Consider the following 22,525-nt stretch of genomic DNA (forward strand, 5'->3'; position numbering starts at 1 on the left):
TCAGGGCGTATTTGTTTAAGCTAAAACTTCTTTGATTCTTCGCAAGGCTTCTGTGAGCAGTTCTTCGCTGGTTGCGTAAGACAAGCGGATGCAGTTTGGGTTTCCAAACGCATCACCGGTTACAGTAGCTACGTTGGCTTCTGCTAAAAGATACATAGAAAAGTCGTCAGCATTTTTGATTTCAGTGCCACGCAGTGTTTTTCCAAAAAAGGAAGAAACGTCCGGGAAAACATAAAAGGCACCTTCAGGAACATTTAGCTTTAGGCCCGGAATTTCCTTAATGAGTCCTACTACTAAATTTCTGCGGTTTTTAAAAGCGGCCACCATGTCATTTAATACGCTGGGGTCCGCATCAACCGCTGTGATTGTTGCTCTTTGCGCTATTGAATTAGCACCGCTTGTTACCTGTCCCTGCATTTTAGTACAGGCTTTTGCAATAAATTCCGGAGCACCAATATATCCGATTCTCCATCCGGTCATGGCAAAAGCTTTAGCCACACCATTCACAGTTACGGTTCTGTCAAACATTCCCGGAATAGAGGCAATGCTACAAAATGTGCCCGAAAAGTTAATATGTTCGTAGATTTCGTCGGCTACTACAAAAATATCAGGATGTTTTTCCAATACTTTTGCCAATGCAGTCAGTTCTTCGCGGCTGTATACAGAACCGCTCGGATTGCATGGCGAGCTGTACCAAATCATTTTTGTTTTTGGTGTAATCGCTTTTTCAAGTTGTTCCGGCGTAATTTTGAAATCACTTTCTACGGTAGTAGGAACTTCTACCGGAATACCACCCGACATTTTGATGATTTCGTAATAGCTTACCCAGTAAGGAGCAGGTAAAATTACTTCGTCACCGTCGTTCAGCATTACTTGTGCAACGTTATATAAAGATTGTTTGGCACCTGTTGACACGACAATGTTAGCAGGTGTATAATTAAGATTGTTATCTCTTTTAAATTTTCTGCATATCGCTTCTTTCAGTTCAGCATAACCGTCTACAGGCGTGTAGGTGCTGTAGTTTTCGTCAATTGCTTTTTTTGCGGCTTCTTTGATGAAGTCAGGCGTATTAAAATCAGGCTCACCTAAGCTCAGGCTGATGATGTCTTTTCCCTGGGCTTTTAATTCTCTTGCCAATGCTGCCATTGCCAAGGTTTGCGAAGTTGATAATCTGTTGATTCTATCCGATAAATGATTCATGAAAAACGTATTGTTTATATTTTAGTCAATTATGCCATTGCTGGATTCTGTCCTAATTCTTTCAAGTGTCTGAAGTGGGCTGCTACTGCACCTCGCATGGTCTTGAATTCATGGTAAGGCAGATTGCATTCTTTTGCTGTCTGTTTTACGATTTCAGCAATTTTTCCGTAATGAACATGGCTGATATGTGGAAAAATATGATGTTCTATCTGGTGGTTTAATCCGCCGGTAAACCAATTAACGATTTTGTTTTTTGGAGCGAAATTGGCTGTAGTATACAGTTGGTGGATAGCCCAGGTATTTTCAATTTCTCCTTCGTCATTTGGAACAGGATTAGCTGTTTCTTCTACTACGTGTGCCAACTGGAAAATAATGCTTAAAATCAATCCGGCTGTATAATGCATCACCAGAAATCCTAAAAGAACTTTCCACCAGGAAATTCCTAATATCATTGGAAGTGCCAGCCATATGGAAATGTAGATGATTTTTGTGATAACCAAAACGGTCCATAATTTGACAGGGCTTTGAGGCTCGCCATAGGAAAGTTTTCTTCTGAGGTAGTTTTTCATCTGTCTGAAATCGGTTGTGATTGCCCAGTTGAATGTTAGCAAACCGTATAAGAAAACAGAATAGTAGTGTTGGAATTTATGGAATCTGTGCCATTTTGCATCTTGTGTGAAACGGATGATTTTTCCGGCATCCAAATCTTCATCATGTCCGTGAATATTGGTATAGGTATGGTGAAGGACATTGTGCTGTACTTGCCAGTTGTATACGTTTCCTGCCAGAATGTATATGCTACCTCCCATAATTTTATTAAGCCATGATTTATTGGAATAAGAGCCGTGATTTCCATCATGCATCACATTCATACCTACTCCGGCCATTCCGATTCCCATTACGATGGACAGCAAAAGCATAAGCCAAAAAGGCATGTCCAGAGCCAATATCAGGAAATAAGGAGTTAGAAAAAGGCTGAACATGATAATCGCCTTGAGATGCAATTTCCAGTTTCCGGTTTTTTTGATGTTATTTTCCTTGAAATAATTGTTGACGCGAGTGTTTAGGGTCCTAAAAAATTTCAAGCTGTCATTTTTGGAAAACGTTGGAATTGTGGTATTCATATGGTAATTTATAATTAATCAAAATAAAGTCTTCAAAGGTAAAGATTCTTGCTTATGTAAACGGATAAAAACCTAAAAAATTTCAATCTGAAAATGTTTACTTTTGTGAAAATTTTAAAAATGGAAGAAATTCTAAAATATTTCCCTAATCTGTCTGATATTCAGAAGCAGCAGTTTGAAAAATTAGAGGAACTTTATCACGATTGGAATGCAAAAATAAACGTTATTTCACGTAAGGATATTGATGAATTGTATACAAAACACATACTGCATTCTTTGGCAATTGCAAAAATTCAGGAGTTTGAGCCGGGGACTTCTATTCTGGATGTGGGAACAGGCGGTGGTTTTCCCGGAATTCCGTTAGCTATCCTTTTTCCGGAAACCCAATTTTACCTGATTGATGTTATTGGGAAAAAGATAAAAGTGGTGCAGGCAGTTGCTGAAGCTTTAAAACTGGAAAATGTAAAAGCCGAACAGATTCGTGCAGAAAATGTCAAGGGAGATTTTGATTTTATCGTTAGTCGTGCCGTTACCAACATGCCTGATTTTGTGAGCTGGGTAAGGCTAAAAATCAAAAAACAGCAGAAACACGAACTCAAAAACGGAATTTTATATCTGAAAGGCGGCGACCTGACAGAAGAATTAAAAGATTTTCCAAAAGCTACGGAATATAATATTTCCGCTTTTTTTGATAATGAATTTTTTGAGACTAAAAAAGTGGTTCACTTACCATTAAAGTATAAGGGATAGTTGGCAATAGTTTATAGTTGGTAGTGGATAGTGATTAGTTAATAGGTGCTGAGATTCTAAGTCGCTAAGCGAAAAGGCATAAAGTAAAAAGCCGAATCTGAATTCAGATTCGGCTTTTTTTATGTGTGGTCAAAAATCTTTAAATCTTTCGACTTTACAACTTTCGACTATCTACTACCCAAGAAATGGATATCTGTAGTCAGTTGCAGGAATAAATGTTTCTTTGATGGTTCTTGGAGAAACCCAACGAAGTAGGTTCAAAATAGAACCGGCTTTGTCGTTTGTTCCGGAAGCTCTCGCGCCACCAAAAGGTTGTTGTCCAACAACCGCTCCGGTTGGCTTGTCATTGATGTAGAAGTTTCCGGCAGCGTTTACCAGGGCTTTTGTAGCAACATCAATCGCAAAACGGTCTTGAGAGAAGATAGCACCAGTTAAGGCATAAATTGAAGTTTCGTCAACCAGTTTAAGTGACTCTTCCCATTTAGCGTCTTCATAAACGTATACTGTCAATACAGGTCCGAACAACTCTGTCTCCATAGTGTCGTATTTTGGATTGGTAGTAACAATTACCGTTGGTTCAATAAACCATCCTTTAGATTTGTCATAACCACCACCAACAATTACTTCAGCTTCAGATGATGCCTTGGCTTCATCAATAGCTTTAGCTAATTTATCGAATGATGATTCTGAGATTACTGCAGAAACAAAGTTTGAAGTGTCTTCCGGTGAGCCCATTTTGAATGATTTTACATCAGCAACCAGACGGTCTTTTACAGCATTCCAGATGGAAACAGGAATGTAAGCTCTTGAAGCAGCCGAACATTTTTGTCCCTGATACTCAAAAGCACCGCGTGTTAATGCTGTTGCTACTTCAATCGGATTTGATGAAGGGTGTGCCCATACGAAATCTTTTCCTCCGGTTTCACCCACAATTCGAGGATAGGTTTTGTACTTGCTGATATTTTGTCCAATTTTTGCCCACATGCTGTTGAATACACCCGTTGAACCCGTAAAGTGGATTCCGGCAAAATCAGGACTGTCTAAAATGGTATCCGTAATCATTCCTGAATCTCCGGTAATCATGTTGATGACGCCTTTTGGCAATCCTGCTTTTTGGAAAACTTCCATGATTACATTTGCCGAATAGATTTGAGTTGCAGAAGGTTTCCATACTACCACGTTACCCATCAAGGCAACACATGAAGGAAGGTTTCCTGAAATGGCTGTAAAGTTAAAAGGTGTAATAGCATAAACAAAACCTTCTAGCGGACGGTGCTCCAAACGGTTCCAGATTCCTTCTGAAGAAACAGGCTGCTGAGCATAAATTTCAGTCATATACTGCACGTTGAAACGCAAGAAATCAATGAATTCACAAGCGGAATCAATTTCTGCCTGGTGAACGGTTTTTCCTTGGGCTATCATAGTTGCCGCATTGATTTTAGCGCGGTATGGACCCGCCAATAATTCAGCAGCTTTTAAGAAGATAGCAGCTCTGTGTTCCCATGGCATGGTAGCCCATTTTTTACGCGCTTCTAAAGCTGATGCTATAGCTTTTTCTACAAGAGCTTTGTCAGCCTGGTGGTATTGACCCAAAGTATGTTGGTGGTCAAATGGAGGGAACAGTCTTTTGGTGTCTCCGGTTTTGATTTCCTCTTCACCAATAAACAAAGGGACATCAACAGTTGAATTATATAATTCTTTATACGTTTTTAAGATTTGTTCTCTTTCTGGACTTCCCGGAGCGTAAGACTTAACTACTTCGTTAACCGCTTTAGGGACATTGTAAATTCCTTTTGGCATACTGATTTGTTTTTATATTTAATAATATCAAATTTTTGCACGGCAAAGATACGAAATGAATGGGGAACTTTGAAAGAATTACCATTTTGATAACAATCATGCAGGTACTCTTCCGGATTTATGGAATTTATAATTTTTTACAGACTTAGGCTAATTCAGGGCGAACGGCGCACTTAGTCTGAAAGTAGGAACAATAACCCTGAAACTTTTTGTTGAGGTAAAATTAATCATATTGAAATAGCCTTTCATAGCGCCAAAAGGAGAGGAGAGAAGACAACCTGAACTGTAGGTGTGCGATTCGCCAGGTTTAAGAACCGGTTTTTTTCCAATGACGCCTTCACCATCAACAAAGTCTTTGTTGTTTAAGGAATCAAAGATTTCCCAATGGCGGGACATTAGCTGTACGGAATCCTTGCTGTGGTTTTCAATGGTGATTTCATAACTAAAGGCAAAATGAATCTTATAGTTTTTGAAGTAAGTTCCTTCAAAACTAGTCAAAACAGAAATTTTAATACCTCGAGTTATTTGCGTAACCATAGAATGCTAATAATGTTTCAAAAGTACAAATTTATCCTATTGGATTGGCGTTTTTGTTGCTAAATTTTGCTTAATGGTTTTAAAAACAGTTTTTTAGCTTTTTTAATTTACAATATTTTCGGAATTGGCAGTTCCTCTTCCAATCACTTTGTCATATCTTTCATTAATACCCCGATAATAAACAATTACCTGATAGTTATTTTCGGTTTGGTAAAAATTACCATCAACGGCATTGGCATGGTCTATTTTGCCTTTTTTATCTGCAATGACATATTGGTAATTGGTAAATCCTTGTTTGATTACAATTGCTTTTTCATACATGCCGGTTTTCTGGTTGAAATCCATTCGGTTTTCCTCATTCAGGGCATAATTGTTAAACATTCCATTAATATAGATGTCGCTTTTTCCAAAATAGTTCGGAGCATCTAATGTGAAATACACCCAGGCATAGTCGGCTTCTATTTCATTATTTTGGGTATTAAAATTACGGACTACAAAATTTCCGTTGACATCCGGATAATAAGTATATACCTGATTGGCTCTTGCTCTGTTAATGTAAAGATGCGGTTCGTAAAGATCTTTTGCCCTCACATAATTGATGTTGTTGACAACAGCCCTGATTTCCTTATTGTCGAAATATAAGAATTCATTGCCGGCCCAAAATTGTGTTTCTTTATCGTATTTGTAAATCAAGTCATTTCCGATGGTATATTGCGGTTTGATATTGTAGATGGCTTCCTTAAACTGCCCGTTTTGCAATAGCATAACCTTCACACTTTGCAGCGGATTGATAAACGTAATGGAGGCCGACTTAATAGCAAAGTCAAGATTGTGCATGTAATTGATGTCGCGTACATCCCGGGCTCTTTTTATCTGTAAAGGAACCGACACCTGGTCTTCATACAGGATGAATTTTCGTGAAAAAACAACATCCCTGTCTTCATTCAATATTTTGATGATATAATTACCGCTCACCCTAAACTGTGTAAATTTATTTGGAAATGGGAGTCGGTAATGGGAGTAAAGCTGTAACGTATTAAAGGAATTTTCGTAATCCTGTATTCGCTGGTTGTCAAATCCCTGAATGTATTCGCTTTTGACCAGTTGTGACGGTGTCCAATCATAATTGCAGTGTACAATTTCATAATAATAATTGGCTTCATTTCCATAAAGGTCATCAAATTGCAGTTGGAATCCTTCCTGAAGATTGAATATTGGAATTACATTTTGCCCGTTTTGGACAAATGAAACAGTTTTTATGTTGAATGGCGGGTCGATTTCATTTTGAACTTGTGCTGTGACAAGACCGGAGAACAGGCAGGCCAGCAAAATAATAAAATAATTCTTCTTCATCTGTCGGAAAGATTTTCGGATTTATATAATAACAAATATAAGACAAATAAAATTGTGCGAGAATTATGCCAAATTTCTGAGAAGTAGAAAAACAAATAAAAATAGCCCTAAAATAACAGATATTGTATAAAATGTGTTAAATATTTTACAATAAATAGGTGGGTTTCTAGTTATAATTTTAGTTTTATAACTCAAATAAATAACAAACCTAATGAAACATTACAGCAAACTATTCGTGCTTCTGTTGGCCTTTCCAGTGTCAATTTTTGCACAGGAACTTAAAGGCGATGGTCCAATTCCGTTTGACCCCTCTGTGAAGACAGGAAAATTAGAAAACGGATTGACCTATTACATTAAGAGAAATGCAAAACCGGAAAACAAGGTAGATTTAAGACTTGTCATCAATGCAGGTTCTATTCTTGAAAACGACGACCAGCAAGGTCTTGCGCATTTTATGGAACATATGTGTTTTAACGGAACCAAACGTTTCCCGAAAAACAAACTGGTAGATTATTTGCAAAGCATAGGTGTTAAGTTTGGTCAGCACTTGAATGCTTACACCAGTTTTGATGAGACTGTTTATTTTCTTCCAATTCCTTCTGATGACCCGGAAAAACTGGAGAAAGGTTTCCAGATTCTGGAAGACTGGGCTTTCAATGCTGTTCTGACACCGGAAGAGATTGACAAGGAAAGAGGAGTGGTTTTGGAAGAGTACCGTATTGGACTTGGAGCCGGTAAAAGAATGATGGGGCGCTATATGCCAAAAATGATGTACAAATCGCATTATGCAGAACGTCTTCCAATTGGTAAAAAAGAAATCCTTGAGAACTTCAAATATGACAAACTAATCAATTTCTACAAAGATTGGTACCGTCCTAATTTGATGAGCGTTATTGTGGTGGGAGATATTGATGTGGCTGCAATGGAAAAGAAAATCAAAGATCATTTTGCGGCCTATAAGAATCCTAAAAACGAAAAACCAAGAAAGATTTTTGATGTGCCAAATCACAAAGAAACTTTTGTAGCGGTTGAAAGCGATAAAGAAGCTTCTGCTGCGCAGGTACAGTTGATTTATAAAGATTATGAAAATGCAAAGCCGGTCGTAACTGTAAATGACTTTAGAAAATCGCTTGTAGAAGGTTTGTATTCTACTATGATTAACAACAGATTAAACGAGCTAACCAATTCTCCTACACCTCCATTTACTTATGGATATTCCTATCATGGAGGAACATGGGCGAGAACGAAAGAGGCTTACCAGTCTTTCGCAATGTCGCAGGAAGACAAACAGGTAGATGCCTTAAAAGTTTTGGTTACAGAAAACGAGAGAGTTAAAAAGTTTGGTTTCACACAAGGTGAATTGGAACGTGCCAAATCAGAAATCCTGGCGAATATCGAATCTGATTATAACGACAGGGACAAAACAGAATCCCGAAGATTTGTGGGAGAATATCAATCGCATTTCTTGCAAAAAGAGCCGGTTCCGGGTATTGAATGGACTTACAATGCAACGAAAAAACTATTGCCTGCTATCGAATTGAAGGATGTAAACAGTTTGATTAAAGACTATGTGAAGGAAGATAACAGAGTTGTGATTTTGACAGGTCCGGAAAAAGACGGGTTGAAAAAACCGACAGAACAGGAAGTATTAGGAGCATTAAAAGTGAATACAGCCGAGATTACTCCATATGCAGATTCAGAAGTGGCATCGAGCCTTCTGAGAAAAGAGCTGAAGCCGGGAACCATTGTCAAAAAAGAGAAAAATGACAAAATAGGAACAACAACACTATTTCTTTCCAATGGTGCAAAAGTAACCTACAAGAAAACCGATTTCAAAAATGATGAGGTTTTGATGGATGCTGTTAGCTTTGGAGGAACAAACCTGTATTCGGTTGACGAGTTGAAGAAAACACAATTCGCAAATGGTGGATTGACTCAGGCAGGTTTTTCCGGATTGAAAGAGAATGACATCAATAAATTTATGTCTGGAAAAGTAGCAAACGTAAATCCATATATTGGAAATACAACCGAAGGACTTAGAGGAAGCGCTACGCCAAAAGATTTGGAATATCTGTTCCAGATGACTGTGGCTTATATTACAGATTTGAATTATGACAAAGATGCCTTCGAAGGTTATAAGCAAAAGCAATCTGCATTTTTCAAAAACATGGCATCACAGCCTGGTTTCTTCTTCCAACAGGAATTATACGGATACCTGCTTAAAGACAACCCAAGATTCTTTGGTATGATACCGGACGAAAAAGCATGGGAAACTACAGATTACCAATTGGCTTATAACAAATACAAAGAGCGTTTTGCAAATGCTGCAGATTTTGAATTTTTCTTTGTAGGTAATATAGATGATAAAAAGATTGAAGAGTATTCTGCAAAATATCTGGCTGCTTTGCCGTCAAATGACAAGAAAGAAAAGGCTGTTGATGTTGGTTACAGAATGCTTAAAGGCGAGCATAAGAAAATTGTAAATAAAGGTACAGACCCAAAAAGTACGGTTAACATCATGTTCTATGGTGATGCAGTATATAGCCCGAAAGAAGCTTTGGCAATGCAGGCGCTGGGTGAAGTGCTTTCTATTAAATTGGTTGAAGAATTGAGAGAGAATGAAAGTGGCGTATATGGAATCAGTGCCAGAGGAAGCATGAGTAAAGTTCCAAATGGTTCTTATAATTTCTCAATTAACTTCCCATGCGGACCTGATAATGCTGAAAAACTTACGGCTTCTGCGTTAAGAGAATTACAGAAAATAATTGATAACGGACCACTGCCTGCCGATGTAACGAAATTCAAGGAGGCTGAACTGTTGGATTATAAAAAAGATATTAAGGAAAACAGGTATTGGCTGTCTAATTTTAACCGCTCTTATGTTAACGGAACCAATCCGGAAGACATCTTGAAAGTAGAAGAGAAGGTGAATGCAATCACTGCAAAAGACATCCAGGATGTAGCGAAAAAGTATCTTACAAAAGATAAGGTTGTGGGTATATTAATGCCTGAAAAAAGCTAAATCTTGATTGGATTAAGCAAAAAGCCTGATGGATTTCCATCAGGCTTTTTTATGGTATTCGGTTATTGTTATTTATAACACACGGGAATTATTTCTCCGGGAGCCAGACAGTATTTTTCTACCAGTCCCGGACCTATCTTTTTGGTATAATCTTCTTCGTTTACAGTAAATCCGATACTTCTTAATTTGTCAAAATAGTCTCTTCCATAAACGCGTACGTGGTCATACTGGCCAAAAATTCTCGCACGTTCTTTTTGGTCGGTGATGGAATCGTCTTCAAAAGTAGTTGCCCTTTTCAAGTCCTGCGGAATCTGGAAAATCCCCATTCCTCCGGGCTTCAGCACCCTGAATAATTCCTGCATTGCTTTGGTATCGTCAGGAATGTGTTCCAGAACGTGATTGCAAAGAATTACATCATACGAATTGTCTTCAAAAGGCAAATTGCAGATGTCCGCTTTTACATCGGCCAAAGGCGATAGTAAATCGGTTGTTGTATAGTCCAGATTCTTTTGGTTTCTGAAGATTTTGTAAAATGCCTGTTCCGGAGCAAAATGCAATACTTTCTTAGGTGCGGTGAAAAAATCGGTTTCGTTTTTTAGATAGAGCCAAAGGAGCCTGTGTCTTTCCAATGATAAAGTACTTGGAGAAAGCACATTGTTGCGTTGCGTGCCATAACCATATGGCAGGAATTTCCTGAAGCTTTTTCCATCAATCGGGTCCGTATATTTTTTCCCTTTTAAGGCAAAAGCAAGAACTGGGCGAATGACATAGCTCAGGCGGATTAATACCGGCCTCGGGATAGTATTTAAGACGAATCTGAAAATTTTTTTCATTAGGAAATCACCAAAGGCTGTCTTCTGAATTCGTTTTCTTCGCCGCTTTTTATTCCCAAAGCATCATATATATAGGCAAATGTTGAGAGCAGTTCAGGCTTTCCGTCAATTAATGCTACATCATGCTCAAAATGGGCGCTTGGTTTTCTGTCGGCAGTAACAATTGTCCAACCATCTTTCAACTGCTTGATATTTTTAGTTCCCAGATTAATCATCGGTTCGATAGCGACTACCATTCCTTCAACAAACAGCTTTCCGCGACCGCGTTTCCCGTAGTTAGGCATTTCTGGGTCTTCATGCATCTTTCTGCCCAGACCGTGTCCAACCAATTCGCGAACTACGCCATAACCATGTGCTTCTGTATATTTCTGAATTGCATTTCCTACGTCTTCTACACGGTTTCCAATTTTAAATTCGCGTATTCCAACATACAGCGATTCTTTGGTTACCTGTAGCAGTTTTTTGGTTTCCGGAGCTACTTCTCCAATTTCAAAAGTATAGGCATGGTCACCATAAAATTCATTTTTTAAAACACCGCAATCTACAGAAACAACATCACCTTCTTCTATCGGGCGGTTAGTAGGCAAGCCATGAACAACCTGGTCATTAACGCTGGTTAAAATTGAAGAAGGACAGCCATACAATCCTAAAAATCCAGGAACAGCATCATGGTCACGAATAAATTCTTCCGCTAGTTTATCAAGGTGCAACGTTGTGACTCCTGGCTTGATTTCTTTTGCAATCATGCCTAGTGTCTTTGAAACCAAAAGAGCACTTTCGCGCATCAACTCAATTTCTTCTCTGGTTTTTTGGATAATCATAAATTGGAATTTTATCAGTTTGCAAAAATACTATTTTTATTTGATTAGAAACCGGAGCAAATAAAAAACTGCCCTTGAGGCAGTTTGTGTATTTTATCGTTTTAAAGTGAAGTGGCTTTTGAATTCCTTTTTTACCCCGTCTTTTTGATAAATGATTTTGAACCAGTAATCGTCGGAAGGCATTGGGCGACCATTAAAAGTGCCATCCCATCCAAATCCGTTTTGACGTAGGTCGGTCAGGATTTTGCCGTAGCGGTCAAAAATGTAGACGTTTGAAATGTCTAATGACGTTCTTCCGCCAATATTCCACGTGTCGTTAAATCCGTCACCGTTTGGAGTAAAATATCTTGGGTAATCGACTATTACAATGCGGGTGCTGATTTCGCCGCAGCCGTATCTGTTTCTCACTTTTAAGAAATGAATTCCTTCTTTAATATTATGGAATACATTACTGTCCTGCCACCCGTTATCATCAATCATGTATTGGAAATCGGGTGATTGTGGTGTAACAATTGCAGTAACTTTGCTGTCAGACTCAAACGTAATTTGTTCTGAAGGGTCACCTGTTATTGAAAAAGGAATCAGCGAGTTTTTGGCCGTAAAATTGATGATTCGGGCGCAAAGAGCCGTATTCGTTGTGTTTATTATCTTAACGGAATAATCTCCCTGTACTGAGGTAGTGAAGGTACTTCCTGTTTCAGAAGAGATTCGGTTGGAAGCAACCGCATCATGACCGGTATACCATTCAAAATCGTAATCGGTTTCAGATAATTGCGTATCTATAAATGCTGGAGTAACTACATTATTGTAGATGTCCTTGCATATTCTATAAGGATACTCTTGTATATTATTGGCCGGGAATGGCCTTACAAACAATTCCAATTCGAGTATTCTGAAACAAGCTTCCCCGTTTTCGCTTCCAATATTTACGGTGCTGTTCAGACGTACATATATTTTCTGATAGTCGGCAACAGTATTGGTGAAATTCTCAGGAGCAGGAATCGCATTGTTGGAATTGCTTAATGCATCCTGTTCACGAATGTAATATCTGAACTGAATCGTATTCAAAGGAGTTGTTCCGGCCATCTGGGACTGCCTTTGGGTAAGATTAAACGGATAGAATCCGCTGTCATCACAAGCCTGAATAATATTCGGATTGGTCGTGCTGCCCGGACTTCCTACAACGTTTAATCGAAGAGTTGTTGTTGAGAAACAGTTATTTCCGGTTGGGTCGACAACTTTAACCGAGATTGTCTTTGAAACCGAATTGTAAGGATTCGTAGCAGTGATAGGCGTGTCGGCAGCTAAATCGGCAGGAGTTTCGTAAAAGAAAACCCTGTAATTTGTGTTTCCGGAAGTAATTTGAGGAATTCTGCTGTCAAGATTAAAATCAGCGGTATTGCTGCCGCAAATCGTAATCGGGTCAGGAGTAGTGATGGTCGGATTTGCAAACACATTGATATCGAAACTCACTACCGAAACACATTGTGTGGCCATATCGAACTGTCGTACAAAAATTGCTTTAGTTCCTACAGTGAGAGGAAGGGCGGTGTTTTTGTTTATGGCAGCCGTATTGGTACGTGCATTATCAAACGTATTAAAATAACTAACGCTCACGGTTGGAGTTTGGCTGGCCAATATTTCGCTGTCTTTATTCGCCAGAATAATGGTTTCAGTTTGACAGGCATTGATTGGAGTAATTGCATTCTGTGCCGGGCCGGCATATACCTGTACTTTAAAAGTTCCTATTCCGGCACAATTATTATTGGTTTCTATTCGTGTATAAATTGTTGAAATCCCGACAGGTATCTGAGAGGTATTGGTTAATGCGTTTTCTTCTACTGATGCGTCAGTTTCATTAATGTAAAAAGCAATGTCTACAGTAGTTGTAGGGAAAGAGGATGCTTTTATGGCAGCCCTTTTTGAGTTGAAATCAACGAATCCGTAATTAGCATTCAATTCCGGGCAAACAGGTGTCATGTCTGTATAAGTCGCAACACTGGTTGGATTAACAGAAAGATTGATTATTGCCACATTTGAAGTACAAATTGGAATATGTGACGGATTTATGGCAGTAACATAAATGTTCTGTGAGAAAGCAACTGTATTGGTAAAGGAATTAGGTGTGGTTATCTGCTGGGTTAATCCTGCATCTAAAAAATAGCTCAAGACAAGTGCTGTATCACCATTTGTCAGGCTGTTATAGGCCTGTGTGAGATTTACCGTGGCAAACCCGTCATTGTTTGGTGAAATATAATCACACTGTTGCAAGGCTACAGGCGTATTCAAAAGTGGCTTTGCATTAAGAGTAATAGCTACCGGGTTTGAAGTTGTGACACATAGTCCCTGTTCTGTTGCTTCCAAAACATAAGATGATGTGGTGCCTGCATTTTGTCCTGCTAAAGAAACAATATAAGAGCTTGATGTCGCTCCCGGAATTAAATTCCCATCCTTATACCATTGATAAGTTACATTGGTAAGATTGGCAGCATTAGCGATGGTAGAAGTTATTTGATAGGTGTCATTCTCACAAATTGTCTGATTGTCTGTTATAGTAACCTGAGGAGGCTCATAAATAGCAATGGTATTTGAATCAAAAGGAGCACAACCCGGATTTGAAATCCTTACAAAATAATTTCCCGACAGGGTTGGTGTAAAAGTAGAGCCGGTTGCTCCCGGTATTGAAATCCCGCCCCGGAACCATTCGTAAGTATATGTCTGTACTATTGTATTGTTGTCAATGGTTTGTAGAACCGGATTACTGGCCAAACATTGTGTATTTGTATTTTGCAACGTCATGTTTGGGGCTGTAAAGAATTTCAGGTCAATTTCAGCATCGCTTACCTGAAGGTCGTTCTGATTGACCGTCGGATCTGTACTGTCATATGCTGTGGTTTCGACCTTATAAAGTCCGCTATCAGAAACGGTGAGTGTATTGGTGTTGGAAAGTGAATTTGTAATTGTGGTAAGCAATATTCCGTCTTTATACCATTTATAGTTAAATCTTAAATCGCTTGTGTTTCCTGGAAAATCGGTAACATCAATTGTAGCAACAAGGTCTTTGGTGTCAGGTTTGCAGTAATTTAATTGTGTAATATCGTTTCCGGTATTGTCCTTTATTTTTACTGAGGAAAGAAAACTGCAATCAGAACTTCCGGTACCCCCGGTTTGCGTAATTGTAATCTGGCCTGGCGTATTGGAAAAGTTATCTACAAGAAGAATGTATATTTGTCCGGCTACTGCATTAGGTAATACCACATTTTCTATGCCATCAGGTTCCCAGCTACAATCTACTTCTTTTGGGATATCTAATTGGCTACAGATATTGTTCAGGTTGTTAAAAGGTCCCCACAATACAAAATCAACGTCACTGGAAATCCCCGCGTTGCTAACCTGAGAAATCTGTAAAAAGATATCTCCACTCGTTTTTATTTTCATAAAAAACCAGGTAGGTCCTCTAAAATTCTGCCTGATACAAGTAGTTCTATAAGTTTCCCCGCTGGTGTTATTGGTAGAGTTGATAAAAGGAATACTGGTTGCGCAGGATTGATAGCGCTCAAAATTAGCCTGTAATTCGGCGCATGATGGGGCACCACCCTGGGAGTAGGCTATTTCTGCCGTTAGAAAAAAAATAATAAGTAAAAGTCTGTTCAATGATTTCATGCTTTGAAAAGAAACAACGTGTGAAATTTAATTGTTTTCAACGCGAAAATAGGTAGTTTATTTTTATTTTTTCAGAAATCATAACAATATTCTTCTGTCTATCTGTTAATTAACAAATTGGTTGTAATAAAAACAGGGAATTCCGCTTTAAATAGAATTCCCTGTTTTATTTTATAAAAAGCCTGTTTTATAGCAGTGAATGCTGGGTCATAACCTCTGGTTTTTGAATGCCCATCAAGTCCAGAATGGTAGGAGCAATGTCGCCCAAAATACCATTGTTTATGTGTTTTAAATCTTTGTCTACCAGAATAATCGGAACTGGATTTGTAGTATGGGCGGTATTAGGAGAACCATCCGGGTTAATCATCGTCTCGCAATTTCCGTGGTCTGCAATAACAATTGTTGTATAATTGTGCGCTAAAGCAGTTGTGATGACCTTTTCAGCGCATTTGTCTACCGCTTCACATGCTTTGATAGCGGCTTGCATAACGCCGGTATGGCCAACCATGTCTCCGTTCGCGAAATTAAGGCACACAAAATCAACTTCTTCTTTTTCGAGTTCAGGAACTAGTGCGTCTGCCAATTCATAAGCGCTCATTTCAGGTTTCAGGTCATAGGTGGCCACTTTTGGAGAATTTTTCAAAATTCGGGTTTCGCCTACAAAAGGTAACTCCCTGCCACCGGAAAAGAAAAAGGTCACGTGTGGGTATTTTTCAGTTTCAGCGATACGGATTTGTTTTTTATGGTTTTTCTCTAAAATTTCACCCAGTGTTTCCGTGATGTTTTCTTTGTCATAAATTACATGTATCCCAACAAAACTATCGTCATAATTTGTCATTGTCACATAGTACAGATTGAGTTTGTGCATGTTCTGTTCATGGCAATCAAACTGTGTGAGCACTTCTGTTAGTTGCCTGCCTCGGTCGGTTCTGAAATTAAAGAAAATGACCACATCATCATTTTGTAGGGTTGCGATAGGATTGTTATTCTCGTCAACCATAACAATAGGCTCGATAAATTCATCGGTTATGTTTTTTTCATAGCTGTCATGCAGACTGCTAACCGCATTTTGAGAATGGATTCCTACTCCGTTTACCAGCAAATCATAGGCTTTTTTTACTCTTTCCCAACGTTTGTCGCGGTCCATTGCATAATAGCGCCCAACGATAGAGGCCAGTTTTGCGGAAGTGTTTTCCATATGCTTTTCCAGTGCCGAAATAAAAAATATTCCTGATTTCGGGTCAACATCCCTGCCGTCCGTAAAAGCGTGGACATATACATTTTCAAGTCCGAAGTCCTGGGTTGCGTCAATCAGGCCTTTTACATGGTCAATATGGGAATGCACTCCTCCATCTGATACTAATCCCAAAAGGTGAACTTTTTTATTGTTCTGTTTGGCATAATGAAAAGCATCAATCAATGCTTTTTCCTGTTGCAGGGTTTTATGTTGTACGGCCAGATTAATTTTGGCCAAATCCTGGTAGATAATCCTGCCGGCACCTAAATTCATGTGTCCTACTTCAGAATTACCCATCTGACCTTCCGGAAGGCCAACATTAAGGCCGTCTGTTCTTAGTTGGGCGTTGGCATATTTTGTATAAAGGCTGTCAATGAAAGGTGTATTTGCATTGTCTATTGCAGAAACTTTTGGATCAGGAGATTTGCCCCATCCATCCAATATCATTAGGATTACTTTTTTGTTCATCTAAAACTTGTTTTTAATCGAATTGTAGTCAATAAAATATCTGACGCTGATTGAGAGGATGTTGTTCAGGTTGTTGTTGAAAAGGTTTTTAAAATTGTTTCCGAGTCTCCTGTCAATCTCTGTTCTGCTATCAGTAGCATTGTTTCTGTAAAGTACCGAAATCTGGCTTCCTGGAGCGAACCACCATGAATAGGAAAGGTCAAAATTCCAGGTGCTGAAATTCGAGTTTTTATTTACTGTAAAAGTACTATTTGATGTTAAGCTACCGTCGTTTTGAAGTGTTAAATATTGGTTATTTTCTGCATATGACCAATAATGGCGGGCCGCCAGATTTAAAGTCATTTTTGGATTCATTGAATATTTTAAACCCAATTCGTTAGTCAATGTCCTGCGGTCGCGTTCGGCAAAAATAATAGCATCGCCATCAAAAGCCACCCATCCTCTGTCACTATTCTGGTTGTAAGCCTCAATCATGTAATTCATAAGCAGTTTGTCGCTAAATCGATATCTGGGTGCTATTTTCAAACCATAGGAAACACGGTTTTCTTCACTTGTCACGGTAAAGTAAGGATTCAAATCAAGGGCAAATTTCCTGTTGTAATTGGAGGAGAAATAAAATGAAGAATAAACATTTTTAGGAAGATTTACAAAGCGTTCGTTAACACGTGCCTCATAAAAATCATAAGTTTCCAGCGGGCTGATATAAACAGAAATGGCATAATAATCATTTTTTATGCTTGTTGAAGTAAAGTCAATATTTATTTCACCTTTTTGCAGGCGGCCCGTAGTATTTTGGAATTCGGCGTAATAATTCGTGTTAATTTTAAAAGTATTGAAAACGGAATTTGGATTCAAAATTCTATAGCCCAGGTTGACATACCCCGAATGGAAATTATTAATAAAAGTGATGCCGAGGTCGTTGGCGTCATACTCTTTGGAAACATACGTAGCTCCGGTATTATATCTCCATTTTCCTCCTTTTTTTCCAATTTGTATGGCGGTATTGATGCCATTCAGATTGTCATTATCGCCATATTCATTGATATAGCTGTATTTAAAATCTCCCGTAAGATTGAATTTGTTGTTTTTAGTGTTCAGGTCATAAACCAAAGCAGAAACATTTGCATCACGAAATTCACCATTGCGGGTTACGTTAGTGTTTACGAGTGCTACAGATGAATTCTGGTTAAATCTCTGGTCTAAAACCAAAATATTATAATTGGTAAGTGGTTCTACGACCACTCTGTTGGTTTCATTGGTTTGTGTGTTTCTTAAAGTTCCGTATGTTTTTTCAGTAACAGCATTCAGTACGCCAATTCCGAGTCCTGAAGAGGTTCTTCCTGAAATTTTTATGGCATTAATGAGGTTGACAGTAGATGGATTACTGGCAATAACATTTTCATCTGAAGAATACAGGTAAGTGGAGGGGCTGCCTCCAATTCTGCGGGAATATAATAAGTTTCCTTTATTAAAGAGGTCGGTTCCTTCCGTAAAAAAAGGTCGGTTTTCATTGAACTGCTGTTCAAAAGGTCCCAAATTCAATACGACATTATCATATTTTGTCTGTCCAAAATCAGGAACCAGAATCGCGTCTAATGTGAAAGAATCGTTGATGCCATATTTGATGTCCATTCCGGCCTTAAATTTATTATCTGTTCCTTCCTTATTGTTTTCTACATAAAAAGAAGAATAGGGTATAAAAAAGAGTCTCGTGGGCGGTTTTATATTTTCAATACCTTCCAGCTGACCGGTTTGAGGAAGCGCGGCTCCAATTTTCATGTCAATCAGATTCCAGGTATATTTCTGGCGGTCTCTTTTTATTTCCCTGTAGAAGTTAAGACCCCATGTCTGTTTTTCATCATTAGAAAAACGCAGTGCCGCATAAGGAATTTTCATCTCAACGACCCAGCCATATTCTGTAATGGAAACTTCGCTGTCCCAAATGGCATCCCAGCTATAATCTTCACCGCCTTCAGTCGCAAGACAGTCCATCTGCACGCCCGATGAACTTACAAAAAAGCGGAAATCCTGTTGGCCGTCATTAAATCCGTTGATGAAAATTCCAAAATGGTCTGCTGTTCCAAAATTGTCTCTTTGTGTTAGCTCTTTTAGTATTTTTTGGGGTTCATCGTCATAGAGTATGGCGGCTACATAAATGGCGTCATTGTTATATAATATGCGAACATCCGTTTTTTTGTTTGGACTTATTGGCCTTCCGTTATCGGGTTCGAGCATTAAAAAATCGGTAGCGACCGGAGCAGTATTCCAAATGGCCTCATTAAGTTTACCGTCAATGGAAATGTTTTCGGAAATTGATTTTGCTTGCAGGTTTTTTCTCTGACCATAGGAGTCGAAAGTAGAAATGATTGCGAAAAAAAGTAAAATCAGTGAAAACGGTTTGCCCATTTGTGCGTGTTTATATAGCAAAAATAGCCATAAAATATACATACACAATTACTTTGCAATATTTTTGAATTTTGTACGTTATAATCTCTGTTACACTAAAATTAAAAAAAGGTTAATTTTGTTAAATACCTCATTTTAAGAGTAATAAATTTTGAGAATAAATTTTTTTTAATACTTTTGGCGCTCCCCAAGTCAATTTTAACCCATTAGAATTTCAATGATTTACAAGTTTTTACCCGTCTTCATGTACTTTTTTGCTTCATTTACAACAAATGTGAGCAAACCTACAGAGCCAGAAAAATTAATTGCAGCCACAGCCGAAGCAAGTTTTTCGATGAAAGCTGAAAAGCTATACCACACACTGCATTCAAATAATCTTTCTTTACCAAAATTGGAGAGTTTTTCAAAAGCGCTTCAGGGTTTTTACCAACTGAAAGAGAAAGGTCTGGTTTCAAAAAACATATTAACAATTATCGATTTTAGTCTGTCTTCCAATTCCAAGAGATTGTGGATTATTGACATGTCAACCAATACGGTACTTTATAATTCGCTTGTTGCCCATGGCAGAAATACAGGCGAAGAATATGCAAAAGAGTTTTCAAATGCATCTTCTTCTAACAAAAGCAGTCTTGGATTTTATGCCACAGGAGAAGTTTATCAGGGAAAACACGGTCTTTCGTTACGCCTTGACGGATTAGAGAAAGGTATAAATGATAACGCCAGAAGCAGAGCGGTTGTCGTTCATGGTGCCGACTATGTGGCAGAATCTTTTATAAAAACTCACGGAAGACTTGGAAGAAGCCAGGGATGCCCTGCATTACCGGTTGGAATTACAAAAGAAGTTATCAATGTGATTAAAGATAAATCGTGCCTTTTTATCTACCATCCTTCTGCTAATTATAAAGCAGCAACTAAATTAATCTCGTAATTTAAGATACAGACTGCTGTCTAAGGTGTAGATATCAGGCCTGAATTGTAAACTATTGCCATTACTCCATGCTGTCCAATATAGCTGGTGAATGGCAATTTCTTTTTTAATTTTCGCATTTTGAGTTTTTTCTCTTTTCAGGGTTTCGGTAATCTTTTCAAGACTCCAGTTTTTCTTATCGTCTAACAGGTACTCTGTCAGCTCCAACGGATTTTGAACCCTGACGCAACCGGAGCTAAGTGAACGGTTAGTTTTGTCAAAATATTCCCTGTGATTCGTGTCATGCAGGTAAACCGTAAAATTATTCGGAAACATTATTTTTACCATTCCTAATGAATTATAAGTGCCGGGACTTTGCACATAGCGATAGTTCAGTGCTTTTTCAGGGTTCCAGCTAGTTAAGCTTACTTCTTTTCCGTTTTTGTCATAAACAGTAATGTTTTTTTTCGTGAGATAGTTTCGGTTTTTTGTTGTGGCAGGAATTATATCTTCCTTTAAAATTGTAGGAGGTACAGTCCATGTAGGATTGAATACGGCATAACTCAATTTAGAACTCAATATGGGTGTTTTCCTTTTAGAGGTGCCAACAATGACATTATGTGTTCTGGTCGTATCATTTTTAAAAACCGTACAGAGCCTGTAGTCAGGGATATTGATAATAATATAGTGCTCGCCCATATTCTTAGGGAACCATCGCCAGCGTTCCAGATTGGCAATGATTTGTTCTTTCCGCACATTTTTAGGAATATTTAGTGCCATGACCGTACTCGGGCCAATGACTCCATCTGCTGCAAGCCCATGTCTGGACTGGAATCTCTTGATTCCTTTCTCGGTTTCTGGGTCGTAAAGATTGGTAAGAGAATCTTGTGGTGTCATATCTCTCCAATACATCAGTCTTTTTTTAATATTTATGATTGATTGGCTGGTATCGTTTACTTTTAATTTTCCTGCAACTTCTATTTTTTTAAGCGTATCGGTTGGAAATTTATCGATGAGCACCAACGCCTCTTTTAGTTTTTTATAGACAATATGGTTTGGTTTTGCTTTTTCAATAATAGTCTGTAGTGAATCACCGTTACTGGCATCTGTTAATAGCTGATTGATTTTTGCCTGGTTAGGAATCAAATCCCAATCTTCATAAAGTTCTTTTGGGTTTAGTTTGCCGCGGGTCTGGTGCAGAAGATATTTTTGAATGGCAAGTGTCATCTGCACGTCATAGCTTACGATTTCTTTTTCGGTTAATGAAGACAGGCTTTTTTCCTGACGCTCCAACTCGTAGGAATTGTAATCTTTAGGTTCTAAACCTTCCTTGTCGACTGTTAAAAGTTCTTCAATGATGAGTTGTCTGTTTTTTGACGTATTCCATACAGTTTTGAAATCATTCATCCTGTAAAATGAAGTAAGCGAATCATTCTCAAAGCTTGCTACATAAGCGGAATCAATATCATAACTTCTGGGTTCGTGTTTGGTCACATCTCCTGTGTCCTTTTTTAAAGGTGGGGTATAAGCGATTTCTTTTTCCTTGCAGGAAACCAGAAGAAGCAATAATGCCGTTATGAGAAAAAATCGATACATAACCAAGAATTGTACGAGGACTTGTGTGAAGTTACTCAAAAAGTTTCAAGTTGCGAAGTACCCGATGAATTTTTATACGGTATCTAACTTTTTGTACATTACATAGTGTTTGCCAATATCGGCTATGTCAAAAGGCTCTCCAATAATTTCATATCCGAGTTTTTTATAGAATCCAACCGCAATTTCCCGTGCATTAAACCAGATAATTTTTCCGCCACGTGCCTGGGCATCATTTTCTGCATGCTTTACTAAAGCTTCACCAAATCCTTTTTTCTGAAATTCCGGCAATATGGCCATACCTCTTAGTTGAAATTGTAATTTTTCTTCTAAGAAAGGAGTGGGATGTATGAACAGGGAAGCAATGCCTGCAAGTTTTTCATTGCTGAATAAGCCAAAATGTTTTGTAGATTCTGAATTATCGCCTTCAAAATGGCAGGTTTCTATCGGTTTTCCGGGTCGTAAAACGGGATGTCGGACAGAAAATGTATCTAATGCAGATATTTCTTTTATGGTTTCCATTTTTCTTTTAAAATTTTTTGGGTGGGATTGTAAAATATAACAATTTAATAATAAAACTCTTAGCGGTCGAAAAGCTTATTTCTGCAAAGATTGCGAAAAAAAGATTGCATTTTTTTTGAAAAAAAACTTGCAACTGAAAAAACTTATTGCTTATATTTGCACCGTAGAAATGCGGAAGTAGCTCAGTTGGTAGAGCTCCAGCCTTCCAAGCTGGTTGTCGCGAGTTCGAGCCTCGTCTTCCGCTCTAAAAATAAAACCTCAAGTGAAAGCTTGAGGTTTTTTTATTTCC

15 protein-coding genes and 1 tRNA gene are annotated in these 22,525 nt (G+C 38.4%); 4 read left to right on the forward strand and 12 right to left on the reverse strand.

What is annotated here, in order from left to right:
- Positions 1-15 precede the first annotated feature (15 nt).
- Both B0G92_RS05135 and B0G92_RS05140 read right to left on the reverse strand, forming a co-directional pair.
- Entirely contained in the window at positions 16-1,200 is a 1,185-nt protein-coding gene (locus B0G92_RS05135; RefSeq protein WP_056068229.1) for a pyridoxal phosphate-dependent aminotransferase, read from the reverse strand.
- A 29-nt stretch (positions 1,201-1,229) separates the two neighbouring features.
- Positions 1,230-2,324 carry a fatty acid desaturase family protein gene (locus B0G92_RS05140; protein WP_056068231.1) on the reverse strand — a complete coding sequence of 365 codons (1,095 nt, stop codon included), beginning with the start codon at positions 2,322-2,324 and terminating at the stop codon, positions 1,230-1,232.
- Positions 2,325-2,444: 120 nt separating this feature from the next.
- Here B0G92_RS05140 and rsmG point away from each other — a divergent pair, with 120 nt between their 5' ends.
- The gene (gene rsmG, locus B0G92_RS05145) at positions 2,445-3,074 is read left to right on the forward strand and encodes a 16S rRNA (guanine(527)-N(7))-methyltransferase RsmG (protein ID WP_056068472.1); all 630 of its coding nucleotides are present in this window, start codon (positions 2,445-2,447) and stop codon (positions 3,072-3,074) included.
- Between the two features lie 174 nt (positions 3,075-3,248).
- Here the strand turns inward: rsmG and pruA are convergent, their stop codons facing one another.
- From pruA to B0G92_RS05160, 3 genes are all read right to left on the reverse strand, one after another.
- On the reverse strand, positions 3,249-4,874 hold the full coding sequence (pruA, locus tag B0G92_RS05150) for an L-glutamate gamma-semialdehyde dehydrogenase (RefSeq protein ID WP_101471313.1): 1,626 nt from the start codon (positions 4,872-4,874) through the stop codon (positions 3,249-3,251).
- 150 nt (positions 4,875-5,024) lie between these two features.
- A complete protein-coding gene (gene apaG, locus B0G92_RS05155) occupies positions 5,025-5,411 on the reverse strand; it encodes a Co2+/Mg2+ efflux protein ApaG (RefSeq protein ID WP_056068235.1) in 387 nt (128 codons plus the stop codon).
- A 102-nt stretch (positions 5,412-5,513) separates the two neighbouring features.
- Entirely contained in the window at positions 5,514-6,764 is a 1,251-nt protein-coding gene (locus tag B0G92_RS05160) for a type IX secretion system plug protein (protein WP_101471314.1), read from the reverse strand.
- Between the two features lie 211 nt (positions 6,765-6,975).
- Here B0G92_RS05160 and B0G92_RS05165 point away from each other — a divergent pair, with 211 nt between their 5' ends.
- Positions 6,976-9,786 carry a M16 family metallopeptidase gene (locus B0G92_RS05165; RefSeq protein ID WP_056068239.1) on the forward strand — a complete coding sequence of 937 codons (2,811 nt, stop codon included), beginning with the start codon at positions 6,976-6,978 and terminating at the stop codon, positions 9,784-9,786.
- Positions 9,787-9,854: 68 nt separating this feature from the next.
- On the opposite strand, the gene B0G92_RS05170 is transcribed toward B0G92_RS05165, so the two are convergent.
- The 5 genes from B0G92_RS05170 to B0G92_RS05190 form a co-directional block, all read right to left on the reverse strand.
- Positions 9,855-10,619, reverse strand: coding sequence for a class I SAM-dependent methyltransferase (locus B0G92_RS05170; RefSeq protein ID WP_101471315.1), 765 nt, complete (start codon positions 10,617-10,619; stop codon positions 9,855-9,857).
- Positions 10,619-11,440, reverse strand: a complete 822-nt coding sequence (gene map / locus B0G92_RS05175; protein ID WP_101471316.1) for a type I methionyl aminopeptidase — start codon at positions 11,438-11,440, stop codon at positions 10,619-10,621. Before map ends, B0G92_RS05170 begins: the two co-directional genes overlap by 1 nt.
- 93 nt (positions 11,441-11,533) lie before the next feature.
- Positions 11,534-15,103, reverse strand: a complete 3,570-nt coding sequence (locus B0G92_RS05180; RefSeq protein WP_101471317.1) for a T9SS type B sorting domain-containing protein — start codon at positions 15,101-15,103, stop codon at positions 11,534-11,536.
- A gap of 187 nt (positions 15,104-15,290) precedes the next feature.
- Complete coding sequence (gpmI, locus tag B0G92_RS05185; protein ID WP_101471318.1) at positions 15,291-16,808, reverse strand: 2,3-bisphosphoglycerate-independent phosphoglycerate mutase; 1,518 nt, start codon at positions 16,806-16,808, stop codon at positions 15,291-15,293.
- On the reverse strand, positions 16,809-19,214 hold the full coding sequence (locus B0G92_RS05190; protein WP_101471319.1) for a DUF5916 domain-containing protein: 2,406 nt from the start codon (positions 19,212-19,214) through the stop codon (positions 16,809-16,811). It abuts the gene before it with no gap.
- Positions 19,215-19,431: 217 nt separating this feature from the next.
- Between B0G92_RS05190 and B0G92_RS05195 the strand changes: the two genes are divergently transcribed.
- A complete protein-coding gene (locus B0G92_RS05195; protein ID WP_056068251.1) occupies positions 19,432-20,142 on the forward strand; it encodes a murein L,D-transpeptidase catalytic domain family protein in 711 nt (236 codons plus the stop codon).
- On the opposite strand, the gene B0G92_RS05200 is transcribed toward B0G92_RS05195, so the two are convergent.
- Together B0G92_RS05200 and B0G92_RS05205 are read right to left on the reverse strand one after the other, a co-directional pair.
- Positions 20,131-21,717: a L,D-transpeptidase family protein gene (locus B0G92_RS05200; protein WP_101471320.1), complete on the reverse strand. Its 1,587-nt coding sequence runs from the start codon at positions 21,715-21,717 to the stop codon at positions 20,131-20,133. The genes B0G92_RS05195 and B0G92_RS05200 overlap by 12 nt on opposite strands.
- Positions 21,718-21,789: 72 nt before the next feature.
- Positions 21,790-22,236: a GNAT family N-acetyltransferase gene (locus B0G92_RS05205; RefSeq protein ID WP_101471321.1), complete on the reverse strand. Its 447-nt coding sequence runs from the start codon at positions 22,234-22,236 to the stop codon at positions 21,790-21,792.
- Positions 22,237-22,407: 171 nt separating this feature from the next.
- On the opposite strand from B0G92_RS05205, the gene B0G92_RS05210 reads away from it, so the two are divergent.
- A tRNA-Gly gene (locus B0G92_RS05210) sits at positions 22,408-22,480 on the forward strand.
- Positions 22,481-22,525 lie beyond the last annotated feature (45 nt).

It is taken from the genome of Flavobacterium lindanitolerans, assembly GCF_002846575.1.
In the GTDB taxonomy this organism is placed as follows: Bacteria; Bacteroidota; Bacteroidia; order Flavobacteriales; family Flavobacteriaceae; genus Flavobacterium; species Flavobacterium lindanitolerans.

Bases quoted from the DNA above. Each gene is read 5' to 3' on its own strand.
- B0G92_RS05135 (WP_056068229.1), bottom strand. From the start codon at position 1,200: ATGAATCATTTATCGGATAGAATCAACAGATTATCAACTTCGCAAACC.
- B0G92_RS05140 (WP_056068231.1), bottom strand. From the start codon at position 2,324: ATGAATACCACAATTCCAACGTTTTCCAAAAATGACAGCTTGAAATTT.
- rsmG (WP_056068472.1), top strand. From the start codon at position 2,445: ATGGAAGAAATTCTAAAATATTTCCCTAATCTGTCTGATATTCAGAAG.
- pruA (WP_101471313.1), bottom strand. From the start codon at position 4,874: ATGCCAAAAGGAATTTACAATGTCCCTAAAGCGGTTAACGAAGTAGTT.
- apaG (WP_056068235.1), bottom strand. From the start codon at position 5,411: ATGGTTACGCAAATAACTCGAGGTATTAAAATTTCTGTTTTGACTAGT.
- B0G92_RS05160 (WP_101471314.1), bottom strand. From the start codon at position 6,764: ATGAAGAAGAATTATTTTATTATTTTGCTGGCCTGCCTGTTCTCCGGT.
- B0G92_RS05165 (WP_056068239.1), top strand. From the start codon at position 6,976: ATGAAACATTACAGCAAACTATTCGTGCTTCTGTTGGCCTTTCCAGTG.
- B0G92_RS05170 (WP_101471315.1), bottom strand. From the start codon at position 10,619: ATGAAAAAAATTTTCAGATTCGTCTTAAATACTATCCCGAGGCCGGTA.
- map (WP_101471316.1), bottom strand. From the start codon at position 11,440: ATGATTATCCAAAAAACCAGAGAAGAAATTGAGTTGATGCGCGAAAGT.
- B0G92_RS05180 (WP_101471317.1), bottom strand. From the start codon at position 15,103: ATGAAATCATTGAACAGACTTTTACTTATTATTTTTTTTCTAACGGCA.
- gpmI (WP_101471318.1), bottom strand. From the start codon at position 16,808: ATGAACAAAAAAGTAATCCTAATGATATTGGATGGATGGGGCAAATCT.
- B0G92_RS05190 (WP_101471319.1), bottom strand. From the start codon at position 19,214: ATGGGCAAACCGTTTTCACTGATTTTACTTTTTTTCGCAATCATTTCT.
- B0G92_RS05195 (WP_056068251.1), top strand. From the start codon at position 19,432: ATGATTTACAAGTTTTTACCCGTCTTCATGTACTTTTTTGCTTCATTT.
- B0G92_RS05200 (WP_101471320.1), bottom strand. From the start codon at position 21,717: ATGTATCGATTTTTTCTCATAACGGCATTATTGCTTCTTCTGGTTTCC.
- B0G92_RS05205 (WP_101471321.1), bottom strand. From the start codon at position 22,236: ATGGAAACCATAAAAGAAATATCTGCATTAGATACATTTTCTGTCCGA.